The following is a 21445-nucleotide window of genomic DNA, read 5'->3' as shown; positions in this document are numbered from 1 at the left end:
ATGACCCTCCGGGAGAAGGTGGGCCAGCTCAACCAGCGGATGTACGGCTGGGACGCCTACCGCCGCACCCCGGCCGGGGAGTTCGAACTCACCGAGGCCCTGCACGCCGAGACCGAGCGCTTCGCGGGCCTCGGCGCCCTCTACGGCCTGATGCGCGCCGACGCCTGGTCCGGCGTCGACCACGGCGACGGCCCCGGCGCCGCCGACAGCGCCGACCTCGCCGACCTGGTCCAGCGCCACGTCCTGGAACGCAGCCGCCTGCGCATCCCCGCCCTGTTCGTCGAGGAGGTCCCGCACGGCCACATGGCCCTCGACGGCACCGTCCTGCCCGTCAACCTGGCCGTCGGCGCCACCTGGGACCCGGCCCTGTACGAGCGGGCCGCCGCGCACGCCGCCGCCGAACTCCGCGCCCGGGGCGGCCACCTGGCCCTCGTCTCCGCGCTGGACATCGTCCGGGACCCGCGCTGGGGCCGTACCGAGGAGTGCTTCGGCGAGGACCCGTACCTCGCGGCCCGCCTGACGGAGGCACTGGTACGCGGTATGCAGGGCACGGGGGACGTCTTCGCCGCCGACAAGGCCCCCGTCGTCCTCAAGCACTTCGCCGGTCAGGGCGCGACGGTCGGCGGCCGCAACTCCGCCGAATCGGAACTCGGCCCACGCGAGTTGCACGAGATCCACCTGCCCGCCGCCTGTGCCGGCGTCCGCGCGGGCGCCGCCGCCGTGATGGCCGCCTACAACGAGGTCGACGGCGTCCCCTGCTCCGGCAACCGCGCCCTCCTCACCGAACTGCTCCGCGACCGCTGGGGCTTCCAGGGCCTGGTCATGGCCGACGGCCTCGCCGTGGACCGCCTCGCCCGCATCACCGGCGACAAGGTCTCCGCGGGCGCGCTCGCGCTCGACGCCGGTGTCGACCTCAGCCTCTGGGACGAGGGCTTCACGCATCTGGACGAGGCCGTCGAGCGGGGTCTGGTGAGCGAGGCAGCGCTGGACACCGCCGTCGCCCGCGTCCTGCGCCTGAAGTTCCGGCTGGGACTCTTCGAGGATCCGTACACGCGTCGCGCGCCGGTCCCCACGGGACGCGCCCTGAGCACCGACCTGGCTCGCGCCTGCGTCACCCTCCTCCACAACCGGGCCGACACCCTGCCCGTCGCCCCCTCGGTGCGCCGGATCGCCGTGCTCGGCCCGCACGCGGCCACCACCGCCCACCAACTCGGCGACTACACCGCCCCACAGCGCCCCGGCACCGGAGTGAGCGTCCTCGACGCCCTGCGCGAGCTGGCCCCGCCCGGCATGGACATCCGCCACACCCGGGGCGCGGCCCTCACCGGCGCCGACCGCTCCGGCATCCCGGCCGCGATCGCCGAGGCGGCGGCGGCCGACCTGGCCGTGCTCGTGCTGGGCGGCAGCAGCGCCCGTACCCCCGACACGGAGTTCGACGCCAACGGCGCCGCGCGGACCGTCGTGTCGGAGATGACCTGCGGCGAGGGCGTCGACCTCGCGGGCCTGCGACTCGGCACAGCGCAGGAGGCCCTGCTGGACGCCGTCGTCGCCACGGGCACGCCCACCGCGGTCGTCCTGATCCAGGGCCGCCCGCACACGGTCCCCGACACGGCGGACGCCCTGCTCACCGCGTGGTATCCGGGCCCCTGGGGCGGCACCGCGATCGCCGAGGTGCTGCTCGGACTCACGGAACCCACCGGCCGCCTGCCCGTCTCGATCCCGCGCTCGGCGGCCCAACTCCCGGTCTACTACAACCACAAGGACACCGAGTACGGCGCCTACGTGGACGAGAGCGCGGAGCCCCTCCACTCCTTCGGGCACGGCCTGTCGTACACGAGCTTCGCGTACGGCACACCGCGCCTCGCGGGCACCGGCGTCGAGGTCGACGTCACCAACACGGGGGAACGGCACGGGCGTACGGTCGTCCAGGTCTATCTGCGGCGGCTGATCGCGCCCGTATGGCCGCGCACCCTCGAACTGTGCGCGTTCGAGGGTGTCGGCCTGGCGCCCGGTGAACGCCGTACGGTCTCCCTGTCCTTCGAGGTGCCCGACGGCGTCGGCGCCGTCGAGATCCGTGTCGCCGGGTCGGCGCGGGCGGCGCTTGACGCCGAACCCGTAGTCCTGGACTTCAGAGCTTGACGGCCCCGGAGGACACCCCCTTGTAGAACCACCGCTGCGTGATCACGAACAGCACCAGTACCGGGACCACGGAGATCACCGAGCCCGCCATCACCATCCGCTGGTCGTAGCCGAAGGAGGACGACTGGAGGCGGGCGAGGCCGAGCGTCAGGGTGAAGTGGTCCTCGGAGCGCAGCACGATCAGGGGCCAGAGGAAGTCGTCCCAGGCGCTGATGAAGGTGTTGATGGTGACGACGAGGATGGCACCCCACGCGGACGGCAGATACAGATACCGGAACCGCTTCCACTCGCCCGCCCCGTCGAGCATCGCCGCGTCCTCGATCTCGCGCGGCACGGCGAGGAACGCGGCCCGCATGATGAGGACATTGATGGCGGCGACGAAGCCGGGCAGCCAGACCCCCACCAGGTTGTCGACCAGACCGAGGTCACGGACGCTCAGGAACAGCGAGACCATGATCGACTCGAAGGGGAACATCATGGACGCCATCAGCAGCACCCACACCAGCTTGCGGCCCTTCCAGCTGGGCTTGGAGAGCATGTAGCCGGCGAGCGTGGAGAAGACCAGCTGGCTGGTGACCGACAGCGCGACGACCACCATGCTGTTGCGGATGTACGACCACACCGGGACCTGGGCGAACACCTCGCGGTAGGCGCGCAGGGTCGGATCGCGCGGGAAGAGGGAGGCGTTCGAGCCGAACACGTCCTCGCCGACGCCCTTCAGCGACGACAGCAGCTGCCACAGCAGCGGGCCGACGGTGATACCGAGGACAAACAGCAACAGCAGGTAGCGGACGATCAGTTCACGCGGCCGGCCGTAGTCCCGCCAGCGCGGCATCAGCCGCCGCCGCTTCTCCACCGGAGCCACGGCCGCCGCCGCCGTCGTCCGCTCCTTCACGGCGGTGGTCATGACTCGTCCTCCTTCGTCAGCCGCTGTGCGAGCAGCGTGAGGCCCAGGGTGAGTACGAAGAGGGCGACGCTGACGGCCGAGCCGTAGCCGGCGTTGCCGGTGAGCGGGTCGAGGGCGACGTCGCGGATGTAGAAGGGGAGCGTGCGGTCGGCGCCGCCGGGGCCGCCGGTCGCGCCGCCGAGCATGTAGATCTCGGTGAACACCCGCAGCGAGCCGATACCGGTGAGGGTGCCGACCAGCATCATCGAGGTGCGCACACCCGGCATGGTGACGTGCCAGAAGCGGCGGATCGCGCCCGCGCCGTCCACGGCGGCGGCCTCGTGCAGCTCCTTCGGCACGTTCCCCAGCGCGGCCAGGTAGAAGATCATGTACCAGCCGAGGCCCTTCCACAGGGTGAGCCCCATCGCGCAGAGCAGGATCAGCCAGGAGTCGGACAGGAACGGGATCGCCGACCGGATGATGTGGGCCTTCTGCAGCCAGGTGTTGACCAGGCCCTGGTCACTGAGCAGCCACTGCCAGCTGAGGCCCACGACCACGCTGGAGGCGAGGACCGGGGTGTAGAAGGCGGAGCGGAAGAAGCCGATGCCCGGCAGGTTCTTCTCCACCAGGACGGCCAGCATCAGCGGCAGCAGCACCATCAGCGGGACCACGATCAGCGCGTACAGCACACTGTTGCGGGTGGCGAGCCAGAAGTCGGAGTCGCCGAGCATACGGGTGTAGTTGTCCAGGCCCACGAACGAGGCGGCGCCGCCGAGCGGTTTGGCGTCGGTGAACGACAGCAGGAGCGTGTTCAGGAACGGGTACAGACCGAAGACGGTGATCCCGATGATCGCCGGGGACATCCACAGCCACGGCAGCCACCAGCGGCGGTACAGCGCGGCGCCGCCTGCATCGGCGGACGGGCCCGGCTTGAGGGCCCGCAACAGGCGGCGCCGGCCGCTCGGTTCCCCGGGGCGGGGGACGCGGGAGGAGACCGCGACCCCCGATCCCTTGGTGGGGGGAGAGAGGGTGGTCATACTCAGCTGCCCTGCTCGATCAGCTCGTTGGCCTTCTTCTGGGCCTCGTCCAGCGCGTCCTGGGCACTCTTCTTGCCCTGCATGGCCAGCTGGATCTGGGCCGTGATGGCGTTCAACTCACCGGGTGTGAGGGCTATTTCGTCGGCGGTCGAGGTCTTGCGGTCGCTCGCGACGATCTTGCGGGCCTCGGCGAACGGGTCGTCGCCCTTGACCGACTGGAAGAACGGGTCGTCCAGGGAGGCCGTGGTGGAGGGGAAGATGACGACGTTCGGGTCCTTCGCCCACTCCAGCTGGTTCTGCGCGTTGGTCAGGAACTGCGCGAAGGACAGCGCGGTCGCCGCGTTCTTGCTGGTGGACGCGACCCCGATGTACTGCGGGGCGCCGACGGTGTGGCCGAGGTCGTCCAGCATGAAGCGGGCGACACCGGTCTTCTTGTAGACGCTCGGGTTGTTCTGCTGGATGAAGCGCAGGAAGTTGGGGTTGGTCGGGCCGTAGACCAGCTTGCCCTGGCCGTAGACGTTGGCCGGGTCCTGGGTGGAGGAGAGCGAGTCCCTCGGCATGCCGCCGGCCTTGTAGAGCTTCGTCATCGCGTCGACCCACTGGGCGGTCTTCGGGTCGTCGGCGAAGGTGAACTTCTTGCCGTCGGAGGACAGCACCTTGATGTCCATCTGCTGCCAGTCGGCGGGGATGCGCAGCTGCGGGTTGGCGAGGAAGGCGTAGTACTTGCCGTCCGAGACCTCGGCGATCTTCTGCGCGTCCTCGAACAGACCGAGCACGGTCGTCGGAGGTTTGGCCGGATCGAGGCCCGCCTTCTCCATCAGCTCGGTGTTGAAGGTCTGCACGATGCCGCCGGAGTACCAGGGCAGGACGCTGTGCACCTTGGCGCCGGAAGCGTCCGCGTACATGCTCGACTTCCAGAGGTTGGGCACGAACGGTTCGCCCGCGTCCGGGGCCTTCTTGTCCAGATCGAGGAGGTAGCCGTTCTTGGTGAGCGCGATCGCCGTGTTGACGTTGATGTTCACCACGTCCGGCAGGGTGCAGCCCTGCGCGTCCGCGACCAGGCGCTGGGTGAACGTGGCGTCGCCCGGGTCGTCGACCCACTTCACGGTGGTGTCCGGGTGAGCCTTCTCGAAGGTCTTGATGACACCGTTGAAGTAGTCGCCGAAGTCCTTCTTCAGGTTCGTCGTCTGGAAGGTGATCGTGCCCTTGACGTCCCCGGCGAGCTTCCCGGAGCCGACGTTGCCCTTGTCGACCTCGCAGCCGCCGGCGGTGGCGTCCCCGCTGTCGGAGCCCCCGCCCGACAGGCCGCAGCCCGCGGCGGTCAGGGTGAGGGCGATGACGCCCACCACACATCCGGTCAGTCGTCTCGCGTGCATGTCGCCTCCTGCGATCAGTCAGCCGCTGGGTCGGGTCGCTGGTTCAAATCACCAACTTGGACTCCGATTGATGAAAAGGTGGACCAGAATTCATCGGAGGTCAATGCCTGGCCGTGTTGCTTTTCGGTTCCGAGAGGTTTGCCGGGCGTTCAGTGCCGGTGTTCGTGGTCGGGGTGCGAGGGGTCGCCCGGGTGCTCGTGCCCCGGCGTGTACTCCACGTCGGCCCGCGCCCGGTCCAGCCAGTCGAAGAAGGCCTGCCGGCCCATCGCCCGCCGCAACTCCCGTACGACGTCGTCGTGCACCTCGTCGTACGGCACGAAGTCCCCCGGTGCCGCCCCGCCGTACGGGTCGACTCCGCGCCGCAGCGCCTCCGAGGTGAGGAAACGGTCCGGATTGCGCTCGTAGTAGCCGCGTACAGCCTTCTCCGGCACCCGCTGCTCGGCCTCCAGCGCCGCCAGCAGGGCGCGCGCGGCGGGGGAGTGGGCGAGCGCCACCGCGATGATGCTGCCCAGGTCGGCCACCTCGGCCCCGCTCACCGCGAGCGCACGCGCCGGCCCCGCCTCGGCCGGCGGCGCCAGCCCCCGCGCGGCACAGGCCCGCCGCGCCAGCTCATCGGCGACCACGACCTGCGTCGCCCACCGCCGCCGCTGCCGCTCCGCCCGCACCTGCCCCTCGGGCCGCGCCTCCGGGTCCCGCGCGGGCACGGCGTCCAGCACGGCGTCCACCCGCCCCGGGGGGACGGGCTCCCCCCGGACGAGCGCGGCGGGCTCGGTGGGGGCCGGGTGACTGTGCGGCGGGGAGGGCCGTTGCCGCGTCGTGTGCCCGCCCGGCGCCCCGCTCCCGTCCGGTGTCGTCTGCCCGCCGCGTCCCGAGGGTTCGTCCGGAGCGGGATGCCCCTGTGTGCCCATGTGGTCGGTCGGAGCCGGTGCGCCCGTGCGAGCGGTAGGAGCCGCATGCCCCTGCGTGGCCGGGCGTCCGGTCGGCGCGGAGTGGCCGACCGGCCCGGCCCGGCCGGTGTGCGACGAGGGCCCGAGCGGCGGGGCGGGCTCGACCGGCGCGGCGCGGTTGCCGTGCGGCAGGGGACCGCTCATGGCGTCACCTCCAGGACGACCGCCTCCGTGTACGCCACGCAGCCGTGCCACCCGGCCTTCGCCATCAGCCAGTACGAACCCGGGGGCACCGCCGAGCCGTCCACCTCGACCACGCACTCCGTGCTCTCCCCGGCGGCCAGGGCGAACCCCTGGAGGCCGGGGCCGACGCCCGCCCAGGTGCCCCAGGACGACAGTGCCCACAACTGCCCGGTCACCGGCCCCCGGGTCGGGTTCCGCAGACGGACCGGCACTTGTACCCGTTCGCCCCGGCGCACCTCGACCCGGTCGGCGCCCAGCTCCATCACGAGACTCGGCCCGGTCCGCCCGTCGGGCTCGCCCTCCGCCGACTCGCCGGGCACGTCGAGGGAGACGACGTCCTCGAACGTCTGCCCGCCGTACGTCAGCCGCGCGGTCAGCGCGTACCGGCCGGGCACCGGGTCCGGCGGGGGCGTCACGGTGACCTCGCTGAGCGAGAAGCCGCCGGGGCCGAGCGCGTACGGCAGTTCGGCGGGCTCGGCGCGCCAGCCGGGCGGCACCTCCAGGGCGACCGTGCCCGACACGGGCGCGTCGGTCAGCTCGGAGGAGACCCGGACCGTCGCGGTGACGGGGCCGTCGGCGGTCAGCGCGGTCGGTGACAGATACACGGCCAGGGGCATGTTCCCCCGGGGCGCGGGACCGGAGTTGTGCAGCCAGTACCGGGTCTGCACCGGCTGCGCGGGTTCGTACGCGGCCACACCCGGATCCACGGCGGCACCGGGATCCGCGGAGTCCGCCCGGTCCACGGCGTCCACGGGGCAGCCGTTCGGCGACGGGGCGTCGGCGGCGGGCCCACCGGAACGCACGGCCCGTGCCGCGGCGGTGACCGGGGAGGCCAGCACGGTGGCCACCTCGAACCCCGTCAGGTCCAGCTCCAACGCCCCGTCCGCGCCGGGCGCCAGCGCCTCACCGGGCCGCTCCAGCACGTCCACCCGGCCGCCCTCGGCCCACGCCGAGGGCCCCGTCACCCGCGCCCGCACCGGCCGCCCGTCCACCTCGTGCGCCCGGACGACGACCCCGCGCGCCGGATCCGCCGGCGCCGTACCACCCCTGGCCAGCGGCGACCCGGCCGGCTTCAGCGCGTCCAGCAGCACCCGGCCCTCCGGCTCCAGCGCCAGCAGGGCCACGGTCCTCGGCAGCCCGGCCGGTGTCCCGGCGGGCTCCCGCAGCCGTGCCGTGAGCGGATGGTCGGGCTCCCGGAGCCGCCCCGTCAGCGGACGGTTGAACGCGTGCCCCGCGCGCGGCCAGCCCAGGTGGCGCCAGTCGCCTTCGCCCGCGACGACCGCGTACGCGAAGGTGTGGGACCAGCGCTGGAGCTGGAAGCCGGAGCCGTCGGGGGCGGTGCGCCGGGGCGGGTCGACCCAGATGCCGGAGGGCCAGCCGGTACAGGACCGCATCAACGACATGTAGAGGTCGCCGGACGAGGTGACCACACAGCCCGGCGTGCCCCGGTTGAGGATCGCGAAGCCCCGCCCGTCCCAGGCGTCGCCCGGCGGCAGCGCCTCGCCGCCCCCGGCCGCGGTGGCCCGTACGGTCGCGTCGTCCAGGTCGGCGATCAGCGCGTCCACGGCCTTCGCGTCGTCCTCGGGGCGGGCGCCCGCCACCACGAGCAGCGGCAGCCGCTCCAGGTCGCGCAGGTCGGCGCCGGGCACCCACTCCTCGCGCAGCGAGGCACGCGGCGCCACCCACACCGCCGCGAGACCGTCCTCGGCGAGCCGGCGGCGCAGTTCGCGGGCCGCCGCCGGGTCCCAGCCGAGGGCCTCGGCGACCAGGGAGTTGCGCTCCGGGCCACCGACCGCGATCCGGATGTCCGGCAGATTGGAGTCGACCTCCAGATCGCCGTAGCGGGGACCGCCCGCGATGGTCGAGGTGGCCGTGACACCCGTGCGCACCAGGGCCGCCGCGAGCGGGGTGCCCAGCTCACCGGCGGTGTCCCAGTCGCTGAAGATCAGCTCGGCGACGCCGATCGAGCGGTGTCCCAGCAGCGTGCCCATGTCGTCGTGGACGGCGACCCGGGCGGTGGAGCCGAGCCCGAACCAGGTGTTGGCCGGGTTGTCCAGCGTCCACGGGAACTCCTCGCTGTCCACCTCCACGAACCCGAAACCGCGCCCGATGACCGCGTCCGCGACCTCGTGCACCGGCAGCCCGCCGCGCACGTCCGAGGGCCAGCGCACCCGGATCAGCCGGTCGGCGCCGTCATAGCCGTCGACGGTCGTCGTCACGTCCAGCCGGTCGACGCCCGCCCAGAGCGTGAGCCGCTGGGTGTAGCGGAAAAGGCCCAGGTCGGCGCGGACGGTGATACGGGAACCGGCGGACGAGTGTTCGACATCGATGTCAGCCGTGACGTCCCGGCCGCGGGCGGCGGTGGTGCCGGTCGGGGTCAGATGCCAGGGCCCTTCGCCGAAGCGCGGGTGCCTCGGATACTCCTCCTGCACCACCAGCTCGTTGCCGATGTCCCCGGACCGCAGCAGCTCCCGGCCGCCCTCGGCGAGCGCCCGCAGGCTGCTGACACCGCCGCCCCGCGCGGGGTCGACGGTCACCTCGTAGAACTCGTTGCGGATCGTCGTCCCCTCGCCGGCCGTCCAGCCGGACACCGAACCCTCGGCCAGGGAGAGCGCCTTGAGACCCATGCCGGGCACCTCGGGCACGACGACCGTCAGTTCGCCGTCCTCGGACACGGCCGGCAGCGGCAGCCCGGTGTGGTCCAGCGGGACCATGCCCGGGTCGGCGACGGTCAGCACGTCCCCCCGCTGCCAGGTCGCGGAGTTGAAGACGACCAGGTCGGTGCCGTCGCCCGGCAGCGGCACGACCCGGTCGGCGAGCGCCTGGGTGGCGTCCGCGTGCACCTCCTCGGCCAGGTCGTACAGCTCCCGCCAGCCGGTGAGCAGGTCGATGTACACCTGGTCGGACTCGGAGCCGGTGATGGCGTCGTGGTGGGCGCCGTAGATCAGCTGCCGCCAGGCCTTGTCGAGGGCCGCGTCCGGATAGGGCTGCCCGGTGGTGAGGGAGGCGAGGGTCGCCCACGCCTCGGCGTCGGCGAGCAGCGCCTCCCCGTACCGCTGGGCCTGCTTGGTGTCGATGTAGGAGACGTCCTTGCCGGTGTAGACCGGGTTCATGTCCCGCGTCTGCGGGGACGCGACCCGCCCCTCCCGCTCCAGCTCGGCCCGTACGGCCGCGAAGAAGTCCCGAGGAACGCCGCTGATGAACCGGGGCCACACATACCGCTCGTTCCAGTCCCGGTGGATGCCCATCACCCAGCGGCACGGCGGGGCGTAGTCGCCGCCGACCGGCAGCAGCACGTTGCGGGTGAGCGCCATCTTCTTCAGCCCCCGGAAGAGCTTGAGTGCGGCGGCCTCGGCCTCGGGGAGGGTGGGCGCGTTGTCGATGGCCCAGCCCGCGCCGTAGTGGTTGACCATGTACGCGGTCAGCAGTCCGCGTCCGCTGGGGGCGATCCAGCTGAACTCCGCCGGGAACTGCATCCGTCGGGGGTCGCGCGGTTCCTCGCCGAACACCGACAGGGTCGGCCCCCACTGGTGGAAGGGCCCGCGCGCCCACGAGCTGGAGGTGACCCCGGCGTCCGCCATCAGCCCGGGGAACTGCGGGTCGTGCCCGAACGCGTCCAGCTGCCAGGCCGTCTCCGGCGACGCCCCGATGATCCCGCGCTGGAAGCCGTCGCCGTACAGCGCGTTCCGGATGGTCGCCTCGGCGCCGGTGAGGTTGGTGTTCGGCTCGTTGTAGGTGCCACCCATGATCTCGACCCGGCCGGTCCGGATCAGCTGCCGCAGGAAGGACCGCTCTTCGGGGAAGGCGTCCCAGTACGGCTTGAGGTAGTCGACCTCGGCGAGCACGAACGTGTACGCCGGGTCCCGCCGGGCCAGGTCGCAGTGAGCGCGGACCAGGCTCATGCCGCTCTGGCCGCGCGAGTCGAAGGTCCGGGCGGGCAGTCCGCTGCGGCCGGGGTCGTCGGCGACGTCCCAGGTCTCGGTGTAGGCGGCCTGGGTGTTCCACCAGACGGGGTCGTAGTGGAAGTGGCTGACCATGAACATGGTCCAGCCGGGCTCGGCGACCGTGAACTCGGCCGTGTGCCGGGCCACTTCGTCCCCGTCGGCGGCGGTCACGGTGATCTCGCGGCGGTCCCCGGGGGAGAGACCGTCCACGGCCACGGGTATCTCGGCGCGTACGGTGCCGTCCTCGCCGGCGGTGACCACGGTCTCCCCGACTGCGCTGACGTCGGGGCCCGTCAGGGTCAGCCGGACCGGCCGGCCCGAGTCGTGCGCGAGGGTCACGGCGACCACCTGGTGCGGCTGGTCCTCCGTCCCGACGAAAAGGTCGGTCGACTCGACAGAGATGACGCGCATGAGGCTCCTACGAGTGCTCGGCGGAGCCCCATCCTGGCAGCGTGGGGTGGTTCAATCAACCATGCATCGGAATATTGGTTGATTCATCCATGCACAGTCGCCTGGTCCGGTTCCGGCGGGCGGTGCCCGCCCGGTCCCTCGTCAGCGAGGGCGCCGCGACTTCACCGCGTGTGCCCCCGCGATGTGGTCGGTCAGCGCCAGGGAGGCGCTCGCCCGCTGGTAGGAGAGCTGGCCGACCCGGACGTACAGACAGTCGATGAGCATCAGCACGGAGTGGCGGGCGCCGATGCTGCCGGTGCGGAAGCTGGTCTCCGAGGAGGACGAGATCAGCCGGATGTCGGCGGCGCGGGCCAGCGGCGAGCGCGGGTCGGCGGTCAGCGCGACGGTCGTGGCGCCGCGCTCCTTGGCCAGCTCGAACGGCTCGATCACCTCCCGGGTGGCGCCCGAGTGGGAGATGCCGATCGCCACGTCCGCCGGGGTGAGCAGGGCGGCCGAGGTGGTCGCGGCGTGCACCTCGGTCCAGCCGCGCACCGCGCAGCCGATGCGGAACAGCCGGGTCTCCGTCTCCTGCGCGACCGCGCCGCTGCCGCCGACGCCGTACACGTCCACGCGCCGCGCGCGGGCCACGGCCTGCGCCGCGCGCTCGACGGAGTCCAGGTCGATCCGGTCGATGGTCTGCTGGATGGCCCGCAGGTCGGCGGTGCCGACGACCTGCACGACCCGCTCCAGGCTGTCGTCGGGGGAGATGTCCGGCCCGATCTCGGTGTTGCCCCACTCGGAGGACTCGCCCCGGCCGCGCTCCTGGGCCAGCTCGATCAGCAGATGCTGGTACGAGTCGAGGCCGATGGCCCGGCAGAACCGGGTGACCGTGGCCTGGGAGGTGCCGGTGCGGCGGCCCAGCTCCGCGGCCGAGCAGTGGGTGACGGCGGCCGGATCCTCCAGGATCAGCTCGCCGACCTTCCGCAGGGAGCCGGCCAGCCGGGGCAGCTCGGTGCGGATCAGGGTGGTGACATCGGTCGAGGGCATGCAGAGAAGGTATCAGCCACCCGTTGGCGCCATGGCTGAATACCAGGACCGGCATTTGCTGCCGTACCCGGGGGCGTCCCGGGGGTGAACTGCGCCATTGCCCTCGATGCGCAGCCTGTGATTCAGTGATTCACTGATAGGTGTGTATGGGGTGGTTCAATCCACCAGTGGGGAGTCTCAGGTGTCTGTCGAGTCCGCCGACGAGTCCGTGGCCGAGTCCGTGACCGAGCCCGTGAGCGCCGACCGTTTCGCGCGCGAGGGCCTGGCCGTCCTGCACCGCCTCACCGAGTCCGCGCGCGCCGACGTGAGCGCCGCCGCCGCGCTCCTCGCCGACTGTGTCCGCGAGGACGGCGTCGTCCAGGCCTTCGGCACCGGCCACTCCCAGGCCATGGTCCTGGAACTCGCGGGCCGCGCCGGCGGCTTCGTGCCCACCAACCGGATCCAGATGGCCGATCTCGTCCTCTTCGGCGGCGACCACCCCAGCGGCCTCGACGACCCGCTCCTGGAGCGCGAGCCCGGCATCGCGGTCCGCCTCTACGAGCTGGCCGACCCCCGCCCCCAGGACCTCTTCGTCGTCATCTCCAACTCCGGCGTCAACAACGTCATCGTCGAGATGGCCCTGCACGTCAAGGAGCGCGGCCACCGCCTCCTCGCGATCACCTCCCTCGCCCACACCCACTCCGTGCCCGCCACCCACCCCAGCGGCAAGAAGCTCGCCGACCTAGCCGACGTCGTCCTCGACAACGCGGCCCCGCGCGGCGACGCCCTGCTGGAGCTGCCCGGCGGCGGCGCGGTCTGCGCCCTGTCCACCCTGACCGGCGTCATGCTCGTGCAGATGACCGTCGCAGAGGCCGGCGCCCAGCTCCTCGCCTCCGGCGACCGCCCCCCGGTCTACGTCTCCGCCAACGTCCCCGGCGGCTTCGAGGGCAACCTGGACCTGGAGAAGCGGTACGCCGGACGCATCCGACGCACCGCCAGCTGATCACCCCCGCGCCCCGTCAGGGGCGCGGGGAACTGCGCGACCAGCCCCCACCGGACCCGCGGACGAACCCCCGCCCTCCCGCCGGCGCACCACGGTGCCCCACGCCGAATCACCAGGCGCCCGCGCGACCCCCCCGCCCCCAGCGGAGCGCTACGGCACCGGTACGGGCGTCAGCGCGACCGCCAGCGGATAGGCACCGGTCGTCAACGGCGCCCCGGCGGTGCCGGACGCGGTGTCGACCGGCACCAGCCGGTTCCCGTCCGCCGTGGTGACATAGGCCGTGCCGCCGTCCCAGTCCAGGCCGACATCGAAGGCGGACCTCCCGACGGTGATCTGCTCACCGGGCGCGCCCGTCACGGTGTCGACCGGTGTGACGTAGTCCCCGGTGCTGGGGCTCACCCACAGGGTCCGCCCGTCCGGTGACAGTCCGAGCCCGTACGCCTGGCCGGAGACCAGGAACGTCGGCTCGGTGTCGTTGGTCGCCGTGTCGATCGGAGTCACGGTCGAGCCACCGGAGTTGGACACGTACACCGTCTTCCCGTCCGGCGCGGCGACGACGTTGAACGGGCGGGGGCCGACGGGGATCGCCGCCCCGGCCTTCCCGGAGCCGAGATCGACCGGCGAGACGGTGTTGTCGTGGATGTTCGCCACGTACAGCGTCCGGCCGTCCGGGGTGACCGCCATGTTCTCCGGCCCCGCCCCGACCGTGACGGCCGCGCCCGCCTTCAGCGTGCCGGTGTCCACCGGCTGCACCGTGCCGTCCGTGTAGTTGGCGACCCACAGCGTGCCCCCGTCCGGCGTCAGCGCGAGCCCGGCGGGCACCCGACCCACGCCGACCGTGGCGGTGACCTCCCCGCTCGCCACGTCGAGGACGCTGACCGAGTTGGAGCCCTGGTTCGCGGCGTAGGCGGTACGCCCGTCGGCGCTCACGACCACTTCCCCGGGGTTGGCGCCCACGGCGATGTCCGTGCTCTTCCCGGACGAGAGATCGATCGAACTGACCGACGCCCCGCTGAAGTTGGCCGTCAGTGCCCTCGACGCCCCCTTCCCCTCGGTGACCTGGACCGGGATCGCCCGGTCGAGGACGCCCGAGCCGGACACCACGACGGAGTGGACGCCCTCGGTGACCCCGGTGAGGGTCACGTCGGCCGAGGCGCCGCCCCCGGCCGGGACGGTCACCGTTCCCTCGCTCGGCGAGGCGGTGACCCCGTCCGGCACATCGAGTTTCCAGGTGACCGTCCGTGCCTCGGTGGCCGAGGAGAACCGCAGGGTCACCGCCCCGGAGGCCCCGGGCTTCAAGGAGAGCGAGCCGGGTGCGAAGGCGGCGTCGACCCCGGGATCGGGGGCGTGCTGGAGCATCGCCGTGTACAGGAACTGGTCCATCACCCCGGGCGACACCTGCTGCGGAATCGCGTCCAGCGCCTTCCGTTCGCCCCGCAGCCGGTTCCAGTACGTCGACACGGCCTCGGCGTCACCCCGCTTGCCCGCCAGCAGCAGATCCACCGCGGTCAGCCCGGCGGTGCCGTACGCGCCGACCTTGTCCAGCCAGGGCGAAGTCTCCTTCAGGAACCCGGGGTTGGCGAGACGGGCCCGCAGTTCGGCCGGGGTGGCGGCCATGTCGGTGAAGTACGACCGCAGCGCGGCGGCCGCCCGGTCGAGCCCGCTGTCCTCCTCGTACGCCGTGCGGAACGCGGCGATGAGCTGGGTGAGCGTCGGGGACTCGGTGGCGTCGAGCTGCGAGGAGTAGCTGTTCTCGGCGAAGATCCGCAGCCATTTCGCGGCGCCCCGCCCCGCCGCCAGATCCCGGACGGAGGCGAGGAAGGCGGCCCGGGGGTCGTAGGCGTCCGCGTTCCACAGATAGGCCGCCGAGGTGAACAGCGCGAGTTTGCTCGCCTCGGCCTGGACCATCGGGTTGGCGGTGACCCCGACCGACTCACGCGCCACCCCGGCCTCCCGGCCCGTGTAGGGGCCGAGCAGCAGCCGGCTGGTGACGTAGTCGTTGACCGGGTAGTTGTCCCACACCAGGATCGGATGCCCGTACACCTCACGCGCCTGCCGCAGCTGCGCGGCGGTGATCGTCGGCGCGATCACCCCGACACCGGTCCACTCGACGACGACGTCCGGGTCCAACTCCTCCCGCAGCGCCTTCTTGTACGGGGTGTCCGCGAGGTCGGAGTACTCGGTGGGGACCATCTCCAGCGGGTCGAGCCCGGTGCGGCCGGCGGAGAACTCCTCCCACACCCGGTTCAGCAGATGTGCCTGAGCGGCCCCGGCCGCCCCGCCCCCGGTGCCGAACTTCTCCTCGTCCGCCGCGCAGTTCCACTTCGTGTAGCTGATGTCGTCCAGCGGGATCGCGAAGGAACGCACCCCGATGTCGTACAGCGAGGCGACCTTGCGCACCAGCGCGCTGATGTCGCTGTCGGAGGAGTAGCAGACCGACAGGCCGGGGGAGAGGGCGTAGGTGAAGCGGACGTGGTTGGCGGCGGCCCGGTCGACCAGTTCGCGCAACTGCCCCAGTTCGGCGGCCGGGTACTCCTCGCGCCACCGCTCCCGCAGATAGGGGTCGTCCTTGGGCGAGTAGACGTACACGTTCTGCTTGGTGCGGCCGTAGAAGTCGAGCTGGCTCAGCCGCTCGGCGTGCGTCCACGGGGTGCCGTAGAAGCCCTCGATGACGCCGCGCAGCTTCGCCGTGGGCCAGTCGCGGACGGTCACCTGGGGCAGGCGCTTGCCGGTGAGGAGCTGGCGGAGGGTCTGGGCGGCGTAGAAGGTACCGGTGGTGTCGACGCCGGAGAGGGCGAGCAGGGCGCGCCCGGAGTGTCCCGCCTGCCGTCCGGAGGCCAGGACGTACCCCTCAGCGGGCAGCCCGGCCGGTGACTTGACGCCCAGCTTCCGCAACGCGCCCTCGGTGGCCGGGTTCTCACCGGGCCCGCCGACGTACACGGTGAGTCCGGCGGCGGGTGGACGCTTCCCGGCCGGCACGGTCACGATCCGCTCGGCCCCGGCCGCCCGCAGCGCGGCCTCGACGACCCGGCGTGCGGCGGGGTCGGTCTTCGGCCCGACCACCTCCACCACCCGGTCGGGAACGGCGAGTTGACGCCCTTCGCTCTCGATCTGCCGGGGCGTGGGCCACACCTCCGGGACGGCGGGGGCGGCCGGCGCGGCGGCGGCCGACGGGAGAGACGGGAGAGAAGGGAGGCTCAGGGTCAGGGTCAGCAACAGGGCCCAGCGCAGTGGGCTGCGTCTGCGGCCCCGGGAAAAGGGGGTGATTGAAGCCATCGGATGAGGCTAGAACTGCTGAATCAAGCATTCAATAGGGTCGGCCTCGGGTCTGTCGCGGGGCGGCGGGATGAGGTAAACGTTTGCGTGAGGAGCGGCAGGGCTGCCCGACGCCCGAGCGGGAGTCCGACCGGGTCCCGGGTCGAGAACACGGGCGGTTTCCTGGGCGCCCTGGAATACGTTTCCTCCCGACCTCGACGGGCCCCCGGTGCCGTTCGGTCATGAGGAGGGAAAATCTGTACGGATCCGCCGACTGCCGGGAGGACGCGGCGGGATAGAAAGGGACCATGACTGAACGCGATGGTCTGGCAAGTGACGTGGACGACGTCGATGAGGTGACGCGCGCGGTGCTCACCGCGTCGCGGCTGTTGGTCGCGATCTCCGCACGGTCACTCGCCGCCGTCGAGGAGCGGGTGACGCTGCCGCAGTTCCGGATGCTGGTGGTGCTGTCCATGCGGGGCGCCACGAAGCTCGTCGTGCTCGCCGACGAGCTCCAGGTCGCCCCGTCCACCGCGATGCGCATGGTCGACCGGCTGATCGCGGCCGGGCTCGCCGACCGGCAGACCAACCCCGACAACCGCCGCGAGACCCTGCTGCGGCTCACCGACGAGGGCTGGCGCGCGGTCGAGGAGGTCACGGCCCGGCGGCGCACCGAACTCGCCACGGTCGTCGAACGCCTCGCTCCGCACCAACGCGCGGCGCTCATCGACGCGTTGACGGCGTTCAACACGGCGGGCGGCGAGCCCGTGGCCCCGGCCCCGGACGACACGCACACATACCCGCTCGGCTGGGTCGACACCTGGGTGGACCGGGGCGCCTGAGGCCACCGGTTGATTTCGCCCCGTGCGCCTCCGCCCGAGGCGCACGGCGGCGCACTGGTCTTGATGGCCATCTCGTCGGGGGCGCCGGAGCAACCGGCGCCGTAAGGTTTTTTTCGGGCACTTCTCCCCGCCCCGATGTCGCACCGAGCGCGAACGTGAGTGGTGAGAACGTGAGTGGTGAGCACGGATGAACGCGCATCCCGCAGATGTCCCACCCCCCGATGCCGACAACGGGCCCCCCGTCTCCCGGCCGGAGTTCGACGCGCTGTTCGAGGCGGTCCGTACGTGGGGGCGCTGGGACCCGGCGGTGGCCGATCGCGGGGCCTGGAACCGGGTCACCGCCGAGCATGTGCGGCGGGCCGTGGGGAGCGTGCGGTCGGGGACGGTCGTACCGATGGCGCTGCCGTGGAACACCCGGCCGGGCCCGGACAACCGCAAGCCCGCCCTGCACCACATGACCGACCTCGGGGACGTGGAGAGCCCGGAGCCCACGACCCACAAGGACTTCATCGCCGCTGACTACCACGGCAAGGGCGTCACCCACCTCGACGCCCTCAGTCACATCGCCTACCGGGGGCTGCTCTACGACGGCCGCCCGGCCCGTGACGTCGTGGGCGCCGCCGGGGCCCGGTTCGGCGCGGTCTCCGCCCTCGGCCCCCTCGTCACCAGGGGCGTGCTCCTCGACCTGCCCGCCGTCCTCGGCGTCCCCTGGCTGGAGCCGGGGCGCGCGGTGCGGGCCGGGGACGTCCTCGCCGCCGAGGAGGCGCTCGGCGTGACGATCGGCGAGGGCGACGCGGTGCTGCTGCGCTCCGGGCACGTCCGCCGCCGCCGGGAACTCGGCGCCTGGGACCCCGACGCGGCGAGCGCCGGCTTCCATGTGGACGCCGTGCCTCTCCTGGCCGAACGGGGTATCGCGCTGCTCGGCGGCGACGGCGACAGCGATGTGCGGCCCTCGCCCGTGGAGGGCGTGCACTCCCCGGTGCACGCGCTGGCGGTGACCGCGATGGGGGTGCCGCTACTCGACAACCTCGACCTGGAGGCGCTCGCCGCCGCGACCGCCAAGGCGGGCCGGTATGCCTTCCTGCTCGTCGTGGCCCCGCTGAACGTTCCGGGCGGCACGGGGTCGCCCGTTAACCCGGTCGCGGTTCTGTGAGGGCCGGGTAGTTCTTCGCCTGCGGGTGGGTGGGGGTTGCTCGCGCAGTTCCCCGCGCCCCTCAAAAAATCGGGGGCGCCCCCAGGATCCTTCTGCCCGCCCAGTTACCGCGCGTGACGAAACACTTGAACCGTGACTCATGTTGCTTATGCCCGTATCCTCGTCAATGCCAGATATTTCCGATAAGCGGATTGTCGAGGGCGCGAGTGAGGCCAGCGTGGTGCGGTCCGACGACGAGCCGATACTCATGGGACGTGCGACAGACGGCACGGGCCCCACACTTTTCCGTGAGCGGTTTCTGCAGGGTGAGCCGTTGGAGACGGGCGTGCGCACGTCGATCCTCAGCTCCTGGCGGCGCTGCCGGACCCTGGGGCTGTCGCCGGATCGGTCCGACCTCCCTTTCCGCGAGGACTTCGACCGGGAGGACCGGATCGCCCGCGCGGCCGCGCCGGTCCTCGACCGCCTGGAGTCCAGGTTCGCCGGCAGCGCCATGAACATCTCCGTCGCCGACGCGGGCGGCACCGTACTGCTGCGCCGCTTCGGTGAGGCGTCGCTGGCCAGAGGGCTCCCCGACATCCAGACCGTCCCCGGGTTCGTGTTCGCCGAGCGGTTCGCCGGCACCAACGGCATCGGTCTCGCCCTCGCGGAACGCCGGCCGATCCGGGTCTACGGCGCCGAGCACTTCGCCGAACGCTCCCAGGCCAGCGCCTGCCGGGCGCTCCCCGTGCGCGATCCGCTCAGCGGCCGTATCGAAGGGGTCCTGTGCTTCGGCTATCCGCGCGGCTTCGAACACCCGGCCCTCGACGCGGTGATCCGCAAGGCGGGCGCGGCCATCGAGCGGCGGCTGCTGGGCCAGAGCTCCGTACGGGAACGTTCCCTGCTGCGGGCGTACCTGGACGCCGGGGTCGAGGCCGGTGCGGCCCCGCACCACAGCGTCGGCGTCGACGAACTGGCCCTCGGACTGCGCCCCGTCGACCGGGCCACCCTCCTGGAGAAGGCCGCCGAGCTGATCTCCCGCGCACAGCGCTCCGCCGTCGACGTCCCCCTGACCGACGGCCGCCGGGTCACCCTGGTGAGCCGCCCGATGACCAGCGCCTCCGGGGTGGAGGGCATCGCAGTCGAGGCCGTGCTGCCCGGCCTGACGCGGCACGAACCCCTCGCCGCCCCCCAGCCCGCCGGGCAGCCGCTGGGCCTCCCGGCCGAGCCGGCGCTGCTCACCGGAGCCACCGACACCCGGGTCGCCCGGCACTTCCGCGGCAGCCCCCTCGCCGTGGCCGCCGGTCCGCTCCCCGCCGTCCCGGCCCCGCATCACCCGCACGGCGCCGCGTCCCCCGCCAGGATCACCGCGGGCGTCGACGGCGCCGCGACCGGTGCCCTCACCGCTGACAGCGCCGTCACCACCGACGGCGTCCCGCCGCACGCCAAAGGCCCGCTGCCCGTCGAAGGCCCGTTGCCCGCCGAAGGCCCGCTGCCCGCCCCCCACGGCGGCCCGCCGACCGGCCCTCCGGGCTCCGTGCCCCCGGAGAGAGGCCTCCTGATGGTGGGGGAGCCCCATGTCGGCACCTACGCCCTGGCCGCACGCCGCCGGCTGGAGCTGCTGTCCGAGGCCAGCGCCCGGATCGGCACCACCCTCGACGTGCGCCGCACCGCGCAGGAACTCGCCGAGACGGCCGTTCCGCGCCTCGCCGACTACGTCACCATCGACCTCGCCGAGCCCGTGCTGCGCGGCGAGGAGGCCGCCGACCCGCGCAGCGATCTGCGCCGCACGGTCGTCCACGGCATCCGTGACGACCTCCCCTTCAGCCCGGTCGGCAAGCAGGTCGACTACGGCCCGAACGTCCCCCAGCTGCGCTCTCTGACGAGCGGGGAAGCGGTGCTCGAACCCGACCTCAGGACGGCGGCGGGCTGGCTCGCCCAGGACCCCGAGCACACCGACCGGTTGCTCAGCCACGTCCACTCCCTCATCGCGGTCCCCCTGGTCGCCCGCGGTGTCGTCCTCGGCGTCGCCGCCTTCTACCGCGCCCAGGACCCCGCCCCCTTCGGCGACGACGACCGCTCGCTGGCCCGGGAACTCGCCAGCCGGGCCGCCCTGTCCATCGACAACGCCCGCCGCTACACCCGCGAACGCACCATGGTCCTCGCCCTCCAGCGCAGCCTGCTCCCGCAAGGACTCCCCGACCAGGACTCCGTCGAGGTCGCCCACCGCTATCTGCCCGCCGAGTCCGACGTCGGCGGCGACTGGTACGACGTCATCCCGCTCTCCGGCACCCGCGTCGGCCTCTTCGTCGGCGACGTCGTCGGCCACGGCATGCTCTCCGCCGCCACCATGGGCCGGGTCCGCACGGCCGCCCGCAGCTTCGCCGAACTCGACTTCCCGCCCGACGAGGTCCTCACCCATCTCGACAACCTCGTGGGACGGCTGGACCGGGAGGACCCCGTCTCCGACGGCGGCGGCATCATCGGCGCGACCTGCCTGTACGCCGTCTACGACCCGACCTCGCAGCAGTGCACCCTGGCCCGCGCCGGCCATCCGCCGCCCGCCCTGGTCCACCCCGACGGCACGGTGTCGTTCCCCGAACTGCCCGCCGGACCCCCGCTCGGACTCGGCGGCCTGCCCTTCGAGTCCGTCGACATCCATCTGCCCGAGGGCAGCCGGCTGGTCCTCTACACCGACGGACTCATCGAGGACCGCGACCGGGACGTCGACGTCGTCCTCGACCAGCTGCGCTCGGCCCTCGCCCACCCCGAGCACACCCCCGAAGAGACCTGCCGGGTCGTCCTGGACACCGTGGCGTCCGCCCACCCCTGCGACGACATCGCCCTGCTCGTCGCCCGCACCCACGCCCTCGACCCGGGACGCGTCGCCACCTGGGAACTGCCCGCCGACCCGGCCCGCGTCAGCGAGGTCCGCGCCGCCGCCATGCGGCAACTGGCCGACTGGGGCCTCGACGAGGCCGCGTTCGCCGCCGAACTGATGCTCAGCGAACTGGTCACCAACGCCGTCCGGCACGGCACCGGACCCATCCGGGTACGGCTGCTCCGCGACCGCTCCCTGATCTGCGAGGTCGCCGACACCAGCAGCACCGCCCCGCATCTGCGGCGGGCGGCCACCACCGACGAGGGCGGCCGCGGGCTGTTCCTCGTCGCCCAGCTCTCCCAGAGCTGGGGCACCCGCTACACCCCGGAGGGCAAGGTCATCTGGGCCGAGTGCGGGCTCGACGGCGGCTGACGGATCCGACGCCCCCGGTCCGGACACTGACCCGT

11 protein-coding genes and 1 pseudogene are annotated in these 21445 nt (G+C 72.6%); 5 read left to right on the top strand and 7 right to left on the bottom strand.

Features of this window, described 5'->3' with window-relative positions; genetic code table 11:
• A pseudogene (locus ACZ7MG_RS31160) lies at positions 1-2165 on the top strand (glycoside hydrolase family 3 N-terminal domain-containing protein).
• On the opposite strand, the gene ACZ7MG_RS31155 reads toward ACZ7MG_RS31160, so the two are convergent.
• The 6 genes from ACZ7MG_RS31155 to ACZ7MG_RS31130 form a co-directional block, all read right to left on the bottom strand.
• Positions 2129-3046 carry a carbohydrate ABC transporter permease gene (locus ACZ7MG_RS31155; protein ID WP_471386685.1) on the bottom strand — a complete coding sequence of 306 codons (918 nt, stop codon included), beginning with the start codon at positions 3044-3046 and terminating at the stop codon, positions 2129-2131. The pseudogene ACZ7MG_RS31160 and the gene ACZ7MG_RS31155 sit on opposite strands and share 37 nt — an antisense overlap.
• A complete protein-coding gene (locus tag ACZ7MG_RS31150) occupies positions 3043-4062 on the bottom strand; it encodes a carbohydrate ABC transporter permease (protein ID WP_471386688.1) in 1020 nt (339 codons plus the stop codon). Before ACZ7MG_RS31150 ends, ACZ7MG_RS31155 begins: the two co-directional genes overlap by 4 nt.
• Before the next feature lie 2 nt (positions 4063-4064).
• On the bottom strand, positions 4065-5438 hold the full coding sequence (locus ACZ7MG_RS31145; protein ID WP_471386691.1) for an extracellular solute-binding protein: 1374 nt from the start codon (positions 5436-5438) through the stop codon (positions 4065-4067).
• Positions 5439-5587: 149 nt separating this feature from the next.
• The gene (locus ACZ7MG_RS31140; RefSeq protein ID WP_471387367.1) at positions 5588-6346 is read right to left on the bottom strand and encodes a peptidyl-prolyl cis-trans isomerase; all 759 of its coding nucleotides are present in this window, start codon (positions 6344-6346) and stop codon (positions 5588-5590) included.
• Positions 6347-6525: 179 nt separating this feature from the next.
• Entirely contained in the window at positions 6526-10923 is a 4398-nt protein-coding gene (locus ACZ7MG_RS31135) for a glycoside hydrolase family 38 N-terminal domain-containing protein (RefSeq protein ID WP_471386694.1), read from the bottom strand.
• Positions 10924-11064: 141 nt separating this feature from the next.
• Positions 11065-11949, bottom strand: a complete 885-nt coding sequence (locus tag ACZ7MG_RS31130) for a MurR/RpiR family transcriptional regulator (protein ID WP_086759007.1) — start codon at positions 11947-11949, stop codon at positions 11065-11067.
• Between the two features lie 181 nt (positions 11950-12130).
• Here ACZ7MG_RS31130 and ACZ7MG_RS31125 point away from each other — a divergent pair, with 181 nt between their 5' ends.
• Complete coding sequence (locus ACZ7MG_RS31125; RefSeq protein WP_471386697.1) at positions 12131-12931, top strand: sugar isomerase domain-containing protein; 801 nt, start codon at positions 12131-12133, stop codon at positions 12929-12931.
• 150 nt (positions 12932-13081) lie between these two features.
• Here ACZ7MG_RS31125 and ACZ7MG_RS31120 read toward each other — a convergent pair whose 3' ends face one another.
• The gene (locus ACZ7MG_RS31120) at positions 13082-16207 is read right to left on the bottom strand and encodes a beta-N-acetylglucosaminidase domain-containing protein (protein ID WP_471386700.1); all 3126 of its coding nucleotides are present in this window, start codon (positions 16205-16207) and stop codon (positions 13082-13084) included.
• A 287-nt stretch (positions 16208-16494) separates the two neighbouring features.
• Here ACZ7MG_RS31120 and ACZ7MG_RS31115 point away from each other — a divergent pair, with 287 nt between their 5' ends.
• The 3 genes from ACZ7MG_RS31115 (at position 16495) to ACZ7MG_RS31105 (ending at position 21410) form a co-directional block, all read left to right on the top strand.
• On the top strand, positions 16495-17028 hold the full coding sequence (locus ACZ7MG_RS31115; protein ID WP_471386703.1) for a MarR family winged helix-turn-helix transcriptional regulator: 534 nt from the start codon (positions 16495-16497) through the stop codon (positions 17026-17028).
• 187 nt (positions 17029-17215) lie between these two features.
• Entirely contained in the window at positions 17216-18181 is a 966-nt protein-coding gene (locus ACZ7MG_RS31110) for a cyclase family protein (RefSeq protein WP_471386705.1), read from the top strand.
• A 217-nt stretch (positions 18182-18398) separates the two neighbouring features.
• Entirely contained in the window at positions 18399-21410 is a 3012-nt protein-coding gene (locus tag ACZ7MG_RS31105; protein WP_471386708.1) for a SpoIIE family protein phosphatase, read from the top strand.
• The last annotated feature ends 35 nt before the right edge of the window (positions 21411-21445 follow it).

This window comes from Streptomyces sp. NPDC107538 (assembly GCF_055657445.1).
Note: the sequence above shows the minus strand (reverse complement) of the source record. Positions and strands in the feature narration are given on the sequence as shown.